Origin of the sequence: Sphingobacterium arenae (assembly GCF_014692505.1) — a bacterium.
Classification (GTDB): domain Bacteria; phylum Bacteroidota; class Bacteroidia; order Sphingobacteriales; family Sphingobacteriaceae; genus Sphingobacterium; species Sphingobacterium arenae.
The window spans coordinates 1,609,966-1,628,587 of the sequence record NZ_JACNYK010000001.1 but is presented as its reverse complement, the minus strand read 5'-3'; the positions used below and the strand labels follow the sequence as shown (position 1 = coordinate 1,628,587).

At 42.1% G+C, this 18,622-nt stretch carries 13 protein-coding genes; 4 read left to right on the top strand and 9 right to left on the bottom strand.

The genetic code is table 11. The features are described 5' to 3' along the window. Position 1: 1 nt before the first annotated feature. The gene (gene hutG / locus H8B17_RS06220; RefSeq protein ID WP_190308251.1) at positions 2–955 is read left to right on the top strand and encodes a formimidoylglutamase; all 954 of its coding nucleotides are present in this window, start codon (positions 2–4) and stop codon (positions 953–955) included. 9 nt (positions 956–964) lie between these two features. Here the strand turns inward: hutG and H8B17_RS06215 are convergent, their stop codons facing one another. From H8B17_RS06215 to H8B17_RS06190, 6 genes are all read right to left on the bottom strand, one after another. Continuing rightward, complete coding sequence (locus H8B17_RS06215; RefSeq protein ID WP_190308250.1) at positions 965–1,906, bottom strand: siderophore ABC transporter substrate-binding protein; 942 nt, start codon at positions 1,904–1,906, stop codon at positions 965–967. A gap of 27 nt (positions 1,907–1,933) precedes the next feature. Beyond that, entirely contained in the window at positions 1,934–2,716 is a 783-nt protein-coding gene (locus tag H8B17_RS06210; protein WP_190308249.1) for an iron ABC transporter ATP-binding protein, read from the bottom strand. Continuing rightward, positions 2,689–3,642: an iron chelate uptake ABC transporter family permease subunit gene (locus tag H8B17_RS06205; protein ID WP_190308248.1), complete on the bottom strand. Its 954-nt coding sequence runs from the start codon at positions 3,640–3,642 to the stop codon at positions 2,689–2,691. The genes H8B17_RS06210 and H8B17_RS06205 overlap by 28 nt, the downstream gene beginning before the upstream one ends. After that, on the bottom strand, positions 3,639–4,604 hold the full coding sequence (locus H8B17_RS06200; protein WP_223816384.1) for an ABC transporter permease: 966 nt from the start codon (positions 4,602–4,604) through the stop codon (positions 3,639–3,641). The genes H8B17_RS06205 and H8B17_RS06200 overlap by 4 nt, the downstream gene beginning before the upstream one ends. Positions 4,605–4,681: 77 nt before the next feature. Beyond that, positions 4,682–5,722 carry a YncE family protein gene (locus tag H8B17_RS06195; protein WP_190308247.1) on the bottom strand — a complete coding sequence of 347 codons (1,041 nt, stop codon included), beginning with the start codon at positions 5,720–5,722 and terminating at the stop codon, positions 4,682–4,684. Positions 5,723–5,754: 32 nt separating this feature from the next. Continuing rightward, positions 5,755–6,894 carry an alpha/beta hydrolase gene (locus tag H8B17_RS06190; RefSeq protein ID WP_190308246.1) on the bottom strand — a complete coding sequence of 380 codons (1,140 nt, stop codon included), beginning with the start codon at positions 6,892–6,894 and terminating at the stop codon, positions 5,755–5,757. A 140-nt stretch (positions 6,895–7,034) separates the two neighbouring features. On the opposite strand from H8B17_RS06190, the gene H8B17_RS06185 reads away from it, so the two are divergent. Both H8B17_RS06185 and H8B17_RS06180 read left to right on the top strand, forming a co-directional pair. Beyond that, positions 7,035–9,434 carry a TonB-dependent receptor gene (locus H8B17_RS06185; RefSeq protein WP_190308245.1) on the top strand — a complete coding sequence of 800 codons (2,400 nt, stop codon included), beginning with the start codon at positions 7,035–7,037 and terminating at the stop codon, positions 9,432–9,434. Positions 9,435–9,482: 48 nt separating this feature from the next. Further along, positions 9,483–10,763, top strand: coding sequence for a hypothetical protein (locus tag H8B17_RS06180; RefSeq protein ID WP_190308244.1), 1,281 nt, complete (start codon positions 9,483–9,485; stop codon positions 10,761–10,763). A gap of 176 nt (positions 10,764–10,939) precedes the next feature. Here the strand turns inward: H8B17_RS06180 and H8B17_RS06175 are convergent, their stop codons facing one another. Next, a complete protein-coding gene (locus tag H8B17_RS06175) occupies positions 10,940–11,941 on the bottom strand; it encodes a 3-keto-disaccharide hydrolase (RefSeq protein WP_190308243.1) in 1,002 nt (333 codons plus the stop codon). A gap of 461 nt (positions 11,942–12,402) precedes the next feature. Between H8B17_RS06175 and H8B17_RS06170 the strand changes: the two genes are divergently transcribed. Then, positions 12,403–13,437: a LacI family DNA-binding transcriptional regulator gene (locus H8B17_RS06170; RefSeq protein ID WP_190308242.1), complete on the top strand. Its 1,035-nt coding sequence runs from the start codon at positions 12,403–12,405 to the stop codon at positions 13,435–13,437. 67 nt (positions 13,438–13,504) lie between these two features. Here H8B17_RS06170 and H8B17_RS06165 read toward each other — a convergent pair whose 3' ends face one another. Together H8B17_RS06165 and H8B17_RS06160 are read right to left on the bottom strand one after the other, a co-directional pair. Beyond that, complete coding sequence (locus H8B17_RS06165; RefSeq protein WP_190308241.1) at positions 13,505–15,460, bottom strand: RagB/SusD family nutrient uptake outer membrane protein; 1,956 nt, start codon at positions 15,458–15,460, stop codon at positions 13,505–13,507. A 16-nt stretch (positions 15,461–15,476) separates the two neighbouring features. After that, a complete protein-coding gene (locus tag H8B17_RS06160; protein ID WP_190308240.1) occupies positions 15,477–18,533 on the bottom strand; it encodes a SusC/RagA family TonB-linked outer membrane protein in 3,057 nt (1,018 codons plus the stop codon). Between the last annotated feature and the right edge of the window lie 89 nt (positions 18,534–18,622).

The following is an 18,622-nucleotide window of genomic DNA, read 5'->3' as shown; positions in this document are numbered from 1 at the left end:
GATGGCATACCAAAACTATTATACAGCTCCTTCGTCTGCAAATTGGACAGGAAGAGTGGATGGTTCTGACCAAGCGCACCTTCGTTGGCACCAGGTTGCAGCATGTATACACCTCGATGAAACAGACGATTTAAGTAATTGTTTTGTCTTGCTCGGTTACGCATGTGATGAAGGTGTGAAACGAAATCTAGGACGCGTAGGGGCGGCAAAAGCACCGGCGTTGTTAAGAAAAAGTTTATCGAATTTGCCCATCTTCCAAGAACAACAAGTTCGTATAATAGATGTGGGTGACATCCGTTGCTATAATAACGATTTGGAAGCATCGCAAGAAGCGCTGGGTGAAACGATAACCTGCATCTTAAAGAAAGGTGGTTTTCCTATTGTGCTCGGTGGCGGACATGAGGTTACTTTTGGGCATTATCTCGGACTTCGGAATGCCAGTGATAAAAAAATCGGTATCATCAGCTTCGATGCTCACTTTGATATCCGGGAACCGAAAGATAATAAGGCTACTTCGGGTACGGGCTTTTATCAAATAGCACAACGAGAAGAAAGTTTCCATTATCTGCCTATTGGCATACAGCAAATAAGCAATACACAAGCATTATTCAACACCGCGCGTGCCCTTGGCGTAAATTGGATAGAAGCACAGGATTTTGATGTTTCCGATCGAGAAATAATACAGGAACAGCTATCTTCATTTATAAAAGGAATAGATCAGTTGTATGTAACGGTCGATATGGATGTATTTGCTTCACCTTACGCTCCCGGCGTAAGCGCACCAGCCTACAACGGGATAGTGCCTAACGCTTTCTTTATGTGGGTCTTTGAACGTATAATCAATTCTCCAAAACTTGTCAGTATGGATTTTGCCGAACTAAATCCCGATTATGATATCGATAACCGCACCGCAAAATTAGTCGCGGATTTAGTGTTCAGGGTGGTCAAAAAATAGCGTCGTTAGTTATTTGAACCTTTCTACAATGTCGTCAACCATTAAGTCAACAGAAGTCAAGCCACCACCGGAAATAAACCACAAATCGGGGGCTAGATAAAATATTTTATCGTTTTTGAACGCGTTTGTTTGTTTTACGAGCAGATTTTCCACCTCACTTAAATTCGCTTTTTTTCCGACAACAGCCGCATTCCTATCCACGATAAAAAGGTAATCTGGATTAGCGTTAGCGATAAGTTCGTTAGACACCCGTTGTCCGTGTACCGATTCGTCGTTTAATTCCATAACGGGTTTAATATGCAATACATCATGTATAAAGCCGAAACGGCTTCCTTTGCCAAAAGCACTAAATTTGCCATTATTATAGATTAAGAAGAGTGCCTTGCCAGGATTCGCTTCGAATTTTTGCTGTGCCGCTTTGATTTTTTCCTCCAATTTATGAAGCTTTTCCTCCGCCACGTGCTCCTTATCGACAATTTTCGCCAAAAGCATAACATTATGTTTGAATGAAGGTAAATAATCTTTATTATCTGTCCCGATAAAGATAGCAGGTGCAATATCATTCAGCTCGTCATAGAAACGTTCCTGACGGGTAGACATCAAAATCAAATCAGGAGACAATGCATTTATCCCCTCAAAATTGGGTTCGATTACAGACCCTACATCCGCAATATCCGGGTTATTTTTAAGATCGTCTAAATATTCCGGCATGTATTTCTTGGGAATCCCGATAGGCGTTACACCCAGTTCCTTTAAAGTCTCCAATGCTCCAATATCTAGCACCACGATACGAGACGGATTTTGGGGTACCATCGTTGTCCCCAGCTTATGTACAACTTCATTCTGCTCTCCAGAAACCTGACCCTGTTGGGTACCCGAATTGCAGCTTACTTGAACGAGGAAAAACAAGAAGCAGATAAAAGCAAACGGTATGTTCGATATTTTATTCATTCTTTTGTTATTTTATTGTTGGCGGGCTTAAAGATTAAAATAATTACAAATTTTCTTGTTATTTTTTTCGATAATGTCAAACTCAATACCGAAAATCTCCCGAAGAATTTCGGGTCTGATAATATGATTGACTTCATCATTATAACGTATTTTACCATCTTTCATGGCAATGATATAGTCTGAATATTGAGCGGCAAAATTAATTTCATGAATAACAATCACCACGGTTTTCCCTAACTCATCTACCAATCTTCGCAAGGTCTTCATCACATGCACCGAATGTTTCATATCGAGGTTATTTAACGGTTCATCCAACAGAATATATTCGGTATCCTGTGCAATAATCATCGAAATAAATGCACGTTGCCGTTGTCCTCCGCTCAACTCATCTATATAGGCGTCTGTCAAATCTTCGAGATCGGAAAAAGCAATAGCTTCCTGTACTTTCTGCCAATCTGTTTCTGTCATTCTTCCCTTGCTATAAGGAAAACGACCAAATGCAACCAAATCCTTGACGGTGAGCTTCACATCCGTTTGGTTTGACTGTTTTAGAATAGAAAGTTTTTGAGCAAGCTCGTTGCTTTTGTAAACATGGAGGGATTTATCCATAAAAGAAACCTCTCCCCCATCTTGTTTAAGCAAACGGCTAAGGATAGAAAGCAATGTACTTTTACCAGCACCATTCGGTCCGATAAGCGAGGTGATACGGTTGTTCACTACGCTACCATCCAGCTTGTCAATGACACGTTTTTTCCCGTATTCTTTTACAAGACCTTGAAAAATCAGCTTATTCTCTTTCTTGAACTCCATATCAAATACATAAAATAGATACCACCAACAAAGTTAATAACAATGCTTACTGTGGTGGAAAAGCTTAGAATATGTTCAACAAAAAACTGCCCGGTAATCAAACATATACACGATACCGCGCTACAAAGCCATACTGTTTGCACATGTTTGTTCGTCTTAAATAGCTCGTAAGTCAAGTTGGTAACCAGAATGCCCAAAAACGTAATAGGCCCTACCAACGCTGTCGAAACAGAAACTAACAAAGCAATAATAAGCATAAAAGTCCGGATCAACTTATTATAGTCCAAACCTAAATTAATCGCATGATCTTTCCCTAGCGCAATCACATCTAAATACTTTAAATAACGAAGTGTCAGAACAAGTGTCCCAATCGACGTTATCGTCGCTATTCCTAATAATTTAACGTTCATCTTAGCAAAAGACACGAACATAAAATTCTGTACGATGGAAAATTCGTTCGGATCGATGATGACATGAAGAAATTGGCTCAACGTATTGAACAACGTTCCCATCACCATCCCCATTAACAATAAATAGAAGATATTTTTTCGTTGCCTCCCGAAAATCAGAAAATACATGAATACAGAAAAGCCAAGCATCAGCAATACGGCATAGAAAAAGTTCTCTTGTTGTGAGATGACCTTAAAGGCCTTGTCCCCATAAAAAAACACAATCAACGTCTGGAAGAGGATGAAAATCGATTCATATCCCATGATAGAAGGAGTCAATATCCTGTTATTGGTAATCGTTTGAAAAATAACCGAGGAGAAAGCCACACTAATACCCACGATCGTCATGGTCGCTAATCGAATACTGCGGCGGCTCAATACGTAATCGAGGTTATTACCCATATGGTATGTCATAAAGAACACGATAGATACCACCAACAACACGATCAATAATATAATTTTATTCCCCTGCTTCATTTACTCTTTTTTAATATAAGCAAAAAGAAAGCGATTCCACCAACGACACCTACCGTCATTCCAATCGGTATTTCATAAGGGAAGACCAGCAATCGGCCGATAATATCACACCCCAACAAAAGCACTGCTCCCAGAAAAGCCGTTAGTGGCAAGGCACGCCGAAGATTGTCACCAATGAGCATACGCACGACATTAGGCACGATAAGCCCGACAAAAGGAATCGCTCCTACGGTTACGACAGATGCACTGACGACGAGTGAGACGGCCACAAGACCTATATTGACAACAGTATGATAGGATAATCCCAAGTTCGTAGCAAAACTTTTCCCCATTCCAGCAATGGTAAACCGCTCTGCATACAGGTAACTAATCAACACGATGGGCAAGATGATATAAATGGCTTCATATTGCCCCTGCATAACCGACGAAAAATCACCTAATAACCATTCCTGTGTATTCTGGACGATATTGTTTTTGTAAGCAAAAAAGGTGGAAATAGATGCTAAAATACTTCCAAACATAATCCCAACCAATGGGATAAAAACGGTGTTTTTATCTTTGACTTGTTCTACAAACCAAATAAAAAGAAGGGAGGATAAAAACGTAAAAACCAAAGCAAAGAGCATCCGAACCATTAAGGAAGCTTCAGGCGAAAATACCAAGGCAAAGAGTATGCCCATTTTTGCAGACTCCAATGCACCCGAGGTTGTCGGTGAAACAAATCGGTTTTGTGAGAGCTGTTGCATAATGAAACCCGAAATACTCAGTCCCGCACCGATCAAAATCAAAGCTAGCGTACGTGGAATACGACTTATTAAGAAAACGATAAGCTTATCCTCATCGCCCAACAAATCCACTACTCGAATATCCTTAACCCCTGTAAACAAAGAAATCCATGCTAATAGCAGGATACAGCATACAGAAACGGTATAATAGATTACACTCCGGTTCTTTGTTCTCAAATTAATTCATTTACAAATGTAGAGACGCAACATATTACGTCTCTACAGAAAATACTATGTACGTACAAAGGTATTAATTAATTAATTTTTGTCACCGTATCTCCATTGTTATCCACGACAACGGGTTGACCTTCCACCGGTCTTCCTCCCTTGGTCTTATTGATAACGTAGGCTATGCCTTCTGCATCAATTTTTACGTGATTCGGATGAGAACCTGTTTGTAAATCAGCTAATATTTCATATGAATTTGCGTCAATAACCGTTGTTGTTCCGGTTTGGCGATTTGCAGAATATATTCTGTTTTTAACAGGATCATACGCTACACCGATAGCTCCAGCGCCAGTTTCAATAGTTTTCAACAGCGTTCCATCGGTATCTAAAACAGTGAGTGTGCCCGATTTCTGATTGGTCACAAACAAACGTTTGCCGTCACTAATGATATTTACAGGTGACTCTCCACCGGAAGGGAATGTTTTCTCTATATTTTTTGTCTTCGTATTGATTATAGCCACACTATTTGTACCCATGATGGTGGCGTATATCTTGTCCTTACTTCCTGCGAAAGCCATTCCCGTTAGCGTTTTACCAAGATTCTCAATCAGATGCGAAAACGTATTTGTCTTGCCGTCTATCACCCAAATACTGCTTGGATCGCCAACATCACTTACATATACAACATTATTATCTTCATCCACCAGCACTTCGCGGGTATGCGATTTTTCACCTCCGTGATTAAATGTCGCAATCAGTTTACCTGATTTCAAATCAACGGCACTGACCGAATTCGTTCTTGTATTGGTCGTATACACCGTCTGTGTTTTATTGTTGATTCCGATTCCAAAAGGTGGATTTTCCGCCAACCTGATACTGTCGACTATCGAAAGGTCTGCCCGATCAATTTTATATAACGCGCCTCCTGGACTCGTCCGAGACCCTGCTCCGGTAACATACAAAAAACCGTCCTGTTGGTTAATAACTGCTTCATATACACCGCGACCGGCTGGTGCGGATTTTTCGACTTGTTGAGCAGACACTTGTAAAGCCGGTAACGCGGCTAGCCCTGCAAGCAACAAGAGATTCGTTCTGTTGCTTTTTTTAAAGAATTTATTCGTAACCATAAAATTATTGTAATTAAGTAATCTACTATATGTTAATTGTCTGAAATTTCTTGCTGCCAGCGTTCATAAAAACGGGTAAAAGCTTTTTGCCAATACAACGCACCATGTTTCCCCTCTTCATCAATATCAATCATGATTTTTACACACATCGCTTTTTTATGCGTATCAATAAAGTCCAGCATATCCGCTCGCATATCACCTTCCCCCTCTGGTGCATTTCTACGTTTTTCCCTGCCACCGGCATAAAAATAATAGCATTGTCCACAGAGCAAACAGGGATTGCTTTCCAATTTTATCGAAAAAAGATCAGCCAGCTGCTGCTTCCCTGTCCAAATCGATGGCGAAAAAACACCTAACGTACCAAATACATTGGCATGGAGCGCGCCCGCGTAAAGTGTAAGCAAACCGCCGAATGAACTGCCTACCATGCCTGTATGCCTTTTATCTGCTAACGTTCGATAATGCTTGTCTACATAAGGTTTCAGTATTTCCACGATATCACGCAGGTATAAATGTCCGACCGGTTCATCGACCTCTCTAAATGGAAAAAGCAGAAACTCGCGAGTCCTGTCGGCTGTTTGATTGGGATGCTCGATTCCAATAACAATCGCCTGACGACTTGCGGCATCGATGGTCTCGTCTACCATCCATTCCACTGGTCCCGTTCTCCCCACCGATGTCGCTTCATCAAAAAGATGTTGGCCATCATGCATATATAACACGGGATATTGTTTATCTGAATATTGATAATCTTTCGGCAGATAAATCCATATCCTACGGTATGTGTCGAGATATGGAAAATAGAACCTATCCGCCAAGACATGCACCTGCGGACTCGCCGTAGATGAAGGAAATTTATCACGCCAGCCATCAATGGTGACCTCCATCTCGGAACAACGACTAACATCTATGCGATGTGGCGCGAGAAGCTCGCCGTTTGCCGCAGTATTTAATGTATCCCACCCCCCTCTTGTAATCTTAAACTCCAGTTCACTTTCTTCCAATCCCTCAAGTACCACGCTTGTTTTTTTCCCTAGCGGTGGTATCAAACCTACCGGATGCGCATCCACCTGCCAATTACTAAGATTGCTTGTCAAATAACACGGCTCACCAACAAAATTATTGCTGTTGTTCAAAATATGGATGACTACCGTAAACGTTTTCTTTGACATGCCTAGATAAATTAAACCCTGCGTTAAGCCGGAACTATAAATTGGCGCTAATTTAGATAGATTCTAAACAAATAACAAGAGTTATTTAAATTTAATCTAAATTACCTTATATTTGCAGCAATTATTAGGAAGAATAATCCATGCGCTATAAAATATACATGCTATCGGTTCTGTTTTTTTTGTCCAAGTTTATACTGGCACAAACAACCGACGTAGTAACAGGGTATGTGCACAATGAAGACGGAATTCCGCTCGGGGATGCTACGGTGCAAGTAGGAAACTACGGTACGACGGCGCTTTCCAATGGCTATTTTAGTCTTAAAAACATCCCGACGGGTAAACATATATTGGTGGTATCTGCGGTTGGGTACACCGCTTTTCAAGATACTATTGTCAAATTAGCGCAAGAAAATTTGGCACTACAAATTCGTCTATCTAAAGATGATAAGGTCTTGCAGGAGGTGACGGTTTTGGGTAAATCAGAAACACAGCAGGCGAAAGAGCAGACCGTACGTGCAGTGGTCGTGGATACACGAGCAGTTTCTACACAGGCAACTACCTTAACTGATTTAATGAATCGAAGTACTGGTGTACGAATAAGACAAAATGGTGGATTGGGTGGTCGCCCGGAAATATCCATTAATGGATTTCAAGGCAAAGCGATTAAGTATTTTAAAGACGGTATTCCTTTAGACTATATGGGAGATGGCTACAATATTGCCAGTCTACCCTTGGAAGCATTGGAGCGAATTGAAGTATATAAAGGTGTACTTCCAGTTTCACTAGGCGCGGATGCCTTAGGCGGTGCAGTCAACCTCGTCTCCGCAAAACGGAGAGGTTCTCACATGCACACTTTTTATGAAATCGGCTCCTTCAACACGCATCGTTTAGGGGTAACGGCGGCTCACGAAACAAAAGATCAAAAATGGTCGTATGGTACGGAGCTTTTCTTCAATCACTCCGACAACGATTATAATGCCTTCGTGGGTGTGCGTAACCCGAATACCGCCAACCTGGAATATATGGATATGCGCATGTTTCACAATGCATTTCAACATTCCTACGGTGAGGCGTATGTCAATATCCAAAACCGTAATTGGGCAGACGAGCTTCGTCTAAGCGTGGCGGCGTTCGCATTGGAACGAGAGCAACAGCATCCTGCATTGATGACCGATCCGTACGGTGCAATACTCGGCAAGCAGCAAACCGTGGCACCTAGCTTGCGTTACAAGAAAAAATTGCTAGATGGGCGGCTCTCGATTGACCAGTTCGCATCCTACAACAATTTGCAGACGCGTCGTATCGATACGTTGATGGGCAGTTATGACTGGTATGGTGAGTTTACACCAAAAACGACTCCGGGAGAAAGTCGTTTACCCTCGCTTTCCAAAATTCACGAACGGCAGACCGTACTACGGACCAACATTGGGTATCAAATCAACAGTAGTACATCACTGGGTTTTAATTACATCTTTACCGACGTTAGACGCGATGGTGAAGATCCCTATGGACAGCGTTTACAAGATACAGATATTGATGTTCTTTCCTTGGAGTCAACCTATCAAAAGCAGATATATGGATTATCCCTGGATAAATACTGGCTGGATGAGAAACTGCACAACCAGTTAATGGGGAAATTTTATCACTACAGCGCTTCCGGCATCCAAAACACGTGGTTTTCTACAGGTGTCACAGAAGCAGACAAGCGTCGGCTATCCGGAAATTATTGGGGTATTGCGGAAGCACTGCGATACCGGCTAACGCCAAGCGCCTTTATCCGGGGATCTTTAGAATATACCTATCGCCTTCCAGAAAGAGAAGAGCTATTTGGGAATAATATTTTTGTGGTGCCCAATTTCGAGTTGAATCCCGAAAAGAGTTTCAACGCGAGTTTAGGCTATCAACAGGTTATTGGCGGACGTCTTACGGTAGAAGCCAATGGATTTTATCGTCGTACGAAAGGTCTTATTTTACTTGTTCCGATACAAGCACCGAATGCTCAGTACCAAAACCAGGAAAACGTAAAAGGATTTGGTTTTGATCTGGACCTCAATTATCATTTCGCCACCCACTACACCTTAAGTGGTAATGCCACTTGGCAAAACCTTCGATTATTCGGCATTACAGACGAAACAGATCGATGGAAAAACAATGCCCGGTTGCGGAATACGCCTTACTTCTTTGCCAATGCCGGTATACAGTCAAACCACAGTGCTATTCTCTCCCAAAACGACAATCTCAAGGTCTTTGTTCATTATAATTTCCTGCGGGAGTTTTATTTGGAAACGATACGGAAGGATTTGGAGCCGGGCGGCTTTCTGGGACTGTCCGGACAAGCAAATATCAATTCCAACCTCCGAATTCCGAATCAACATTTATTGAATGCTGGCTTTACTTATAAATTACCATCGGGCGATGTCAACATTGGTGCTGAAATACGGAACATGCTCAATAAAAACCTGTATGACTATTATCGGGTACAGCGTCCTGGCAGAAGCTTTCACTTGAAATTGAGTTATACATTAGCTAAAGGTGGGTAATCATTAACAAAAAAGAAATAGTAGTATAATCATTAATCATAAACAAAAATGAAACCTTTAAAACTCAAAACTGGAATAATCGCACTGACGATCGGGGTACTTTTTGCCGGTTGTAGTGATAACGACGGACCGACACCTGATCCTGATGAGAGCCAGGAAAGCAAATACGTTTTAATCACCATGAGTGACAATGTCAACACGAAGCCTGGTTACGCAACTGCTTTTGATGAGCTGCCCTCAGGGAATGTAATTAATAATGGAAACAATAGCTTACAAGGTTTAGGATTTGGAGGCTGGCGTCCATATGGCAACTGGTTGTTCAAAATGTTCAGCACCGATGCCAATGCATTGGGAATAGAACGCTTAGAAGTAAATGCTGATGGCAAAGTTACACCTGGACAGTTTATTGCAGGAGACAACACCACCAACGGAACAGGAAATTTTGTCATCGTAGATGAAACGAAAGGGTATTATTGGGATGGAGCCTCTCCATTAAAAATTCAAGTATTTAATCCGACAACACTATCGAGAACCGGCGATATAGATTTGGCAGAGGCTGTTAACGAGCGTGGCGCCGATGAACCTGAAATTTTATATCGTGCTATCGGACAGAAGTTCCTGTCCGTGAAAAACGGAAAATTATTTGCCAACATTACCTATGCCACATCAGACGGTACGCAAAAAGGTTTTTGGGATGATTTCTATCCCGATGTATACATTGCTGTTATTGATATAGCAACCAGTAAGCATGAAAAAACCATCAAAATAAAAGATACAGGTGCTATTACTTATATTAACGATAACAACATGTACGATTTCGACACCAATGGTGATTTATATATCGTCACACAAGGCGTCCATCCCCGAGGCACGGGTGGAAAATCAAAAATTGTGCGCATCAAAGCCAACGAAACAGACATTGATTCGGATTGGAGCTTGGATATGGATGCTATTACAGGCGAGGGCCCACGTAAATTTGTCTCCGTATTTGCTAAAGATGGAAAAATCATTACGCTTATTCCTAACGCGTCGTTAACAGGAGGGCCGACCGGCAATATCAATTTTGAAGATGTATGGGAATATTTCAGCATCGATATTGCCTCCAAAGAGCGGACAAAAATCGGCGGTGTACCAGTAGTAACAAATCCGGGTGCAGCCTTTTGTGCTATCGAAATTGATAACAAGATATTACTTCGTGTCAATACGAAAGACGGCAGCAGCAACGGTTATTTTGAATATAATCCTTCTACAAATTCTGCTACCGAGCTGTTTAAAGTTACTTCGGGTGGTTCTGTATCGGGATTGCATAAAGTAAAAGTCGGAAACTAACGGCCTGGGTTCACAAAAAGCATAATTCACTATTACCGAACAACTTATACTTTGTAAAAAAACGCATATGCATTTTCGCGAAAATGCATATGCAATTTTTCAAGAACAAGCTTCTCCTCTGTTCAATTTAAGGTCATCTATTAAAACTGACCGCTATCTGTTAGCAAAAAAGCTTGTTATTTTCCCGGGATAACCGTGATCTTCCTAAATTCTACGCCTGTGTGATCACCCTGTAAATAAATCGGCCCTGGATCGCCTTCTTTACTATCCAAAGCACCTCCTGTAATACCGGGAATCTCTTGGTTGCTGATGATTGTTTTTCCATTCGCCACGATCGTCACCATACGTCCACGTAACGTTATCTCATATGTATTCCATTCATTCGGTCCTAATGTAGCAATCTCACTGGGCGATAGAAAACCGTATACCCCACCGAAATACATAGATCCTGGATGTCTATCCTTTGGCGAGTCCTCGATCTGTACTTCGTAGCGGCCTCTCAAATAGATTCCCGAATTAGCTCCTTCTTTATAACGAAACTCTGCAATAAGCTTAAAATCATCAAATTTCTGTTCACTAATCAGATTAGCTCCTGTTTCCTTGTTAATCAAGATACCACCTTCTACCATCCATTGACTATTATCACCCGAAGTCTTCCATCCGGCAAGATCTTTTCCATTGAAAAGCTCGATAGGCTCTCCCCATTGTGCTTCGCCTGTACGAACGAGATAGGGAGCCTTCACCCCAGTGAAATCGAATTTGTTCCCTTTATTAGTTGTAATCGTACCTTTGATTCCATCCCCTACTAATTCACCTTCGATTGTAAAGAATCCATCTCCTCCTTCCCATTGGGGTGGAATCTGAAATGAAAACTTCCCCTCTTTGAGTTGAATAAACGAAATAGGTCGAGCACTTCCCGCATCCGCGACAAAAGATCCTACTAATACATTAAATCCCGACAGTTTCACTTCCAACCAAGATGGCGCTTCCTTGCCTTCTTTATCGACTGTGATATCCCATCGCCCGATCAGTCCTTCCGCCTCTTCGGGCACCACCTGTGTAGCGGCATTATGTATTTCCTCTTTCTGTTTTTGTTCCGTTGTTCCGTTGTTACAGGAAATCAAACTTGCTGTTAATAAACACATCAATGTGCTATAGCCAACATACTTTTTTAGCATAACTTTAGTTTAGAGTTTTTTGAAGACACTAATCTACAAAAAAATAACACTATACAGCCCATTCTGAATTAAAGACAAGCTGATCACCCTCCAAAGTGAATCACTACATCATGTTTATAATGTCCTCTTCCTTTCTTGGCTTTCTTATATCTTTTCTTTTTCTGACCTGGGGCATGCCGTTTAGCCGATTTGTCCCCATAAATTTTCTTCGCTTTACCCGGCGGTAGATGCCCGTGAGGGTGTCGGTGTGAGTAACAAGAAGAAACCACGAAAAACAGCAATATTATTGTTAAAAATCCTAAAATTCTTTTCATATCCAATCTCCTATTTTGCAACAGTGTGCAAATTCTGCGCCAAAGCAAACAGCATCTTATAGATTCAAATGCGTCAGTTATTCCACCCACCGCCCCGTTATATGGAAATAAATCGATAATTTAGCCAAAAACAATCCGTAGTCCATCATGGGAAAAATCAACATAAAGTCTATTGCAGCGGCGCTCAATTTGTCTCCGGCAACGGTTTCCCGGGCATTAAATGATAGCTATGAAATCAGAGAGGAAACTAAACAACGGGTTTTGGCGTATGCCGCAAAACATAATTATAGACCGAATCCATTTGCAAAGCACCTCAAAACCGGAAAAACGAACCTTATTGGCGTCGTCATTCCATTCCTTTCCAGTCCATTCTTTTTAGAATTTATTGACGAGCTTTATAAACTAGCCATGCTGCATCACTACACCTTACTTCCCTTTCAAACCCAAAATAGGGAGGAAATAGAAAAAGAAGCCTTAGATTTTCTTATTCGTCAGAATGTCGCTGGAATCATCATTTCCCCCGCTTTTGAAAACTCCAATACGGCGTTATTAAGAGATATTCATCACCAATACTGTCCCGTCATCCTATTTGACCGCATACAGCATGATCTGAATACGTATAAGATCGGTATACACAATAGCTTGGAAACATTCAAAGCGACAGAAGAACTCATCAAAAAAGGACGTACACGGATTGCTTTTCTGTGCGGAAAAGATATCGGTAATACAAAAGACCGCATTCGTGGTTACAAAAATGCACTTCACAACTACGGCATACCCTTTCAAAAAGAGTATGTGATCGATGCCGACTACCAAGATCCGACCGAAGATATTGATAGCGAGTTGAAAGAAGTTTTCAAAAAACTGCAGGCCAGTAATCATATGCCTAATGCCATTGTAGGTGGTACAGACACGTTATCGATTAAGATTTTGGGCGTATTGGCTGATCTCGACCTCCGCGTTCCAGACGACGTTGCGGTTATCGGCTTTACCAATACCAATTTGGCAGATTACTTAAATCCGGCACTATCGACGATTCGGCAGCCCACACAACAAATGGCACAACTTACGCTGGACTTATTGATTCCATTGATAGAAAAACAACAAAATAGACAGGGTATGGTCTATGAAAACTTTCTACTTGAAGCAACAACTTGCTATAGGAAATCAACGGATATTTAATAAAAAACTCACCCACCTTCAAGATTAGATGAGCGAGTTTTAAGAAATGATGTTTTTCTAGATATTATTAATTATACCCCGGATTCTGATACGCAGCTTTTTCATTTGCCTCCAGTTCCATCGCATCCATTTGACCTTGAGGGATGGGGCGTAGGTAATGAAAGGGCTGAATATCCCGCGTAAAGGTAATAGGCGTATGATCTCCAACATCAGGTCCCGCAATTTGGTACGTTTTTGCAACATCCGTCCATTTCTGCGTTCTGACCAAATCAAACCAACGGTAGCCTTCTCCAAAATATTCCCTAGAACGTTCCTCTAATATATAATCAACGGTAATATTGGCAGGAGTTGCCGCTATCATATCTAAACTTCTATCTTCATTTCTTTCTATGTTTCCGTTATTGTCCCAACGCCACATTCCAGCTCGCGCTCTCATTACATTGATCAATTCACGCGCACTTTTTCCTGCCTGCACAGAGGCACCTTTTACCGCTGCTTCAGCCGCAACGAAATACAGTTCTGAAAATTTAGCAATATTGAAAGGACGTGTACTACCGCCATTTGGCTGTCCCAAGCCCGTACCATTATCCGTGCGATAGGTTCCTAATTTCCACAAGTTGGGGTGTTTTCTTCTACTAATTGCACTAGGAGGTATCACAAATGATGCTTGTCCGGGAATAATTCCAGCACCAACATTACTATTATATGGTGAGTTCGAGTAATCCACGGCCACGGTTGGCTCTTCATCCAAAATTGTTAAGATGGCATCCCCGGGCTGAACTTCCAAGCCGTTGGCATTGTAAAGCACTGCATTAGCAATACCTCCTTTATCCCAGTTCGCTCTCCACGTGGTTACAAACGTGCCGTCATATCGCGAGTCGTTCACTTTGTCTTCAAAGGTGTTGATAATCGCGTTTTGCGTAGGCGCCATCCGAGTCCACGGCCGGCCGTATGCTTGCGCGGCTTCTCGCTGTACCGATCTCACTTTGGATGTCCAGTCTTGCGTCGTTGCACTTTCTAAAAAAGTATAGTCCCAGGTGACCATCCAAACAGCAAAGTTATCCGGTGCTCCACCACTTCCGTAAGAATGACTTCCTCCGTTAAAATACTCACTATCTTCTGTATGATCTGCGTAAAGCATAATTTCGCTATTCCGGTCGTTAGGGCCGTAGTTGACGTCATAATACGTTTCTTGCAAACCGTAGTCTCCCGGGTTATCAATCCCCTCGACAGCAATATCGTAGGCCATTTGGTAATAATATGTTGCATCGTGACCATCGGGATCTGTGCGCGCCGTTTCTGGATAGGTAGGTATATTGTTGGGATTTTCCAACCACCACGCATAGGTGAGATATGCTTTCGAAAGATATAAACGGGCCAACGTCTTCGTTGCACCTCCCTTGACACGTCCAACATCGGGCAAGTCCTCAATAGCCTTTAACAAATCCGGAAAGACAGCTCGCGTATATACCTCCGGAACCGTATTACGAACCGATGTCCGGATTGTTGATGTATTGAACTTTAGCTCACCAGATCCCAAATCCAATGGTACACCACCAAAGGACTGTACTAACATAAAATAATCAAATCCTCTAAAAAAATAGGCTTCTGCGACTATGGCGTCCGAAATGCCTTCTACTTCCACCGCATTTTCTATAACACCGTTTGCCGTATTTATCGCTGGAAAAGCTTCGTTCCACAACACGTCTGATCGGCTGCTACTCGGTGTCAACGACCCCACTCCTGATAAATCCGCATCTTTAAAATTCCCATCTGCTTGTTGCGCGTAGGTATACTCATCGGTTCCAGTTAAACAGGCGTTATAATAGTAACCGTTTCCGTATATATTCCGTAAATGTCCATACAACGCGGTGATTCCACCAACGACGCCCTTTTCCGTTTTAAAAAAATCCGGTGTAAATACACTTCTTGGTTCTTCTTCTAGTATTTTGGAACAACTGCCTAAACCTAACGTTGCAAAAAAGACAACCCCCGATATAAGTTTTATATATATAGTTTTCATAACTAACATCCTCTTTTTAAAATGACACATTAAGTCCGATCATGTAATTTCTGTTGGCTGGGGTATTGGTACCGATGACCATAAGTCTACTTTGGTAAGAAGACACAGCTTGATTCTCATCGCCTCTCGAATTAGGCTCAGGATCCATACCAGATTCGCTATGATACGGAGAAAATAACACAAAAGGATTTTGTACTGTTCCATAAATCCGCAGTCCCCCGATACCTACTCGTTGTATCCAACCTTCGCTATTGAAATTATACCCGAGCGAAATTGTTCTGATCTTTAAATAAGAGGCATCAAAATACCCCAGTGTGCTTCCATATTTTGGATTATCGCCACTGGCTATACCACCCGGCTTCGGATATTTGGCATCGGTGTTCTCCGGTGTCCAATAATCCACTTTCACATTATTCCGACGTCCGCTCATCAAGTTTAAATAACTCGCTGAAGAATACAGTGAGCTGATTAACGTTCCGCCATTTTTAAATGCCGCAACAAGCCCTAAATCAAACCCCTTATATGCTAGACGTGTATTAAATCCACCCTCAAACCGGGGATTAACATCCATAATCTGTCGATCGTCGGCGTTAATTTGTCGTACAGGCGCGCCGTCCTCACTGTATTCTCCCGTATACCTTACCTTAATCATACCCGGATTCCCCCCTGGCTCTAAAACATCCAAATAAGGGTCATTCTCCTGCCAGAGGCCTATTTTTTCATGATCATAAATCACATCAATCGGATGCCCTACAAACCATGCATTCCCCTCGTCGCGGTCGCGTCCAGAAGAAAGCGCTAATAGCTTGTTCCGGTTCAAATAGAAGTTAAATCCAGCTTCCCAAGTCAATCCGTCTGGATTATCTAAAATCAAACCGTCCAATGAAAATTCAAAACCCTTGTTTTGCGTCTCGCCAATATTTCCCATATAACTACCTACACCCGACGATGCTGGCAATCCAACACTCAACAACAAGTCTTTTGTATGCTGCGTGTAATATTCAAAAGTACCCCGTAATCTGTTATTCAAAAGAGCAAAATCGACCCCATAATTCCATGTCTTCGTGTATTCCCAACCCAATGCGGCATTCGGTAATTCCGTTACGTAATATCCCATTGCAAACTCATCCGCGAAATTATACGGGCGTGTAGACAATCTCCCTAACGTCTTGTAAGGAGCTACTGATTGATTAGAAGTTTGACCGAATCCTGCGCGGATTTTTAACAGGTCCAACCAACTGACATCCGAGAGAAACGATTCTCTTTTTGCGTTCCATCCCGCGGATACCGCCGGGTAAGCGTGCCACTTATGTCCCGGTGCTAATCTTGACGAACCATCCGTGCGAATTGTCGCGCTAACCATGTACCGTCCGTCATAGTCATACATAACACGCCCCATCCAAGACAACAAGCCTGTTTTATAATAGTCCTGATTATTTGGGTCGACCGTAATCTCACCCGTCGCATGTCCCAAGTTATAAAATTGGAACTGGTCTGCCGGAATATGCAAGGCCGAAACATGCGAGCTATTGTAACGGATTTGTTCTGCCGAGTAAAGTCCTACCACGTTAAGATTATGCTTTTCTGCAAATGTGCGGTCGTAGGTCAATAGGTTTTCTATCGTCCACTGCGTATGTAATGAATTGTTAATCGACGCCGTAGACGGATTGTTGATTTCGGAACTGAAAACCCCTTCTCCCGTATATGCCCCTCCGTTCGTTGTCCTAAAATTGAGCCCTACATTCGCTCTATACTTCAGCCCCGCTATACCAGGTATATCTATTTCCCCAAAAAAGGTGTTATAAGAGCCGAAGCCTTTGGCCATATCTACCCATTTATTTCCAAGATTTTCTATGGTTTCTCTTGAATATACCCAATGATTATCCTGTGCCATCCCGACGATATTCTTGAAGGAACCGTCCTCATTATAAGGGTTTGCAATAGGTGTCGTACTTAAAGTCGTATAGACACCCAAATTATTTCCTCTATTAACCGAATAATTATTATTTGTGCTGAAACCTACCCGTATCCGCTCTCCAATTTTCTGGTCTAGACTTCCCCGCAACGAAAAGCGATCGAAATTTTGGCCGGGCAAGACAGCTTCATCACGAAAATAACCTGTGCTAAAATTATAGATTGTTTTTTCCGTACCGCCGGAAACACTCAAGTCTTGACTGGTCATGATACCATTTTTATATAACAGATCCTGCCAGTCTACATCCACATCATCCGATTCATCTACGCCGTTCTGATATAGGCCGGCGGCTTTTCTAAGCTCGACGAACTCGGCACCATTCATCATGGGATAACGCGCAAACAATGTTTTCAATCCTGTGTAGCTATTAAAAGTGACTCTTGCTTGTTGCCCGGTATACCCTTTATGTGTTGTTACAAGAATCACCCCATTTGCTCCCCGAGAACCATAAATTGCGGTAGCTGAAGCGTCTTTTAAGATATCCACACTTTTGATATCAATGGGATTGATGTCACCAATAGATCCCGCAAATGGAATCCCATCTAACACGATTAACGGATCGTTACTCGCATTTAACGAGCGTGTACCGCGTATACGTATCTGCATTGCTGCTCCAGGCTTGGATGATGTTTGGGTCATCTGTACCCCTGCCACCCGGCCTTGCAATGCCTGTGTAATGTTAGCCGCCGGCACCTCGTTCATCTTTTCACCACTAATGGAAGCCACCGATCCTGTTACTGCTTCTTTGCGTTGTGTACCGTAACCAACGACGACGACTTCGTCTAACTGAGAATCGGAACTTAACATCGTAATCTGAAGCGACGTTTCATCGCCTAATACATATTCCTGTGCCGAGAAACCGACATATGAAAATAGTAATACAGACCCTGAACTTGTAGCTAAAGAAAACTGTCCGTTGTCTCCAGAAGACGTGCTCGTAGTTGTTCCCTTGACGTGAACAGAAACACCGACCAATGGTTTTCCTTCTTCCGAGGTGACTCTCCCTTTAATTTCTCTTTCCTGCGCCCATACATTATTTGCCAACAAAAACAACAGTAACAGCATGAAACGATGGAGCGGAGCTTTTCTCCTCTTCATCTGAAATCGTGCGGACGATAAAAAATCAGGTTTTGTTATCATGTTAAGTTTAAATTTAGTGTTCAATTTGTTGCATTCTCCATACAACC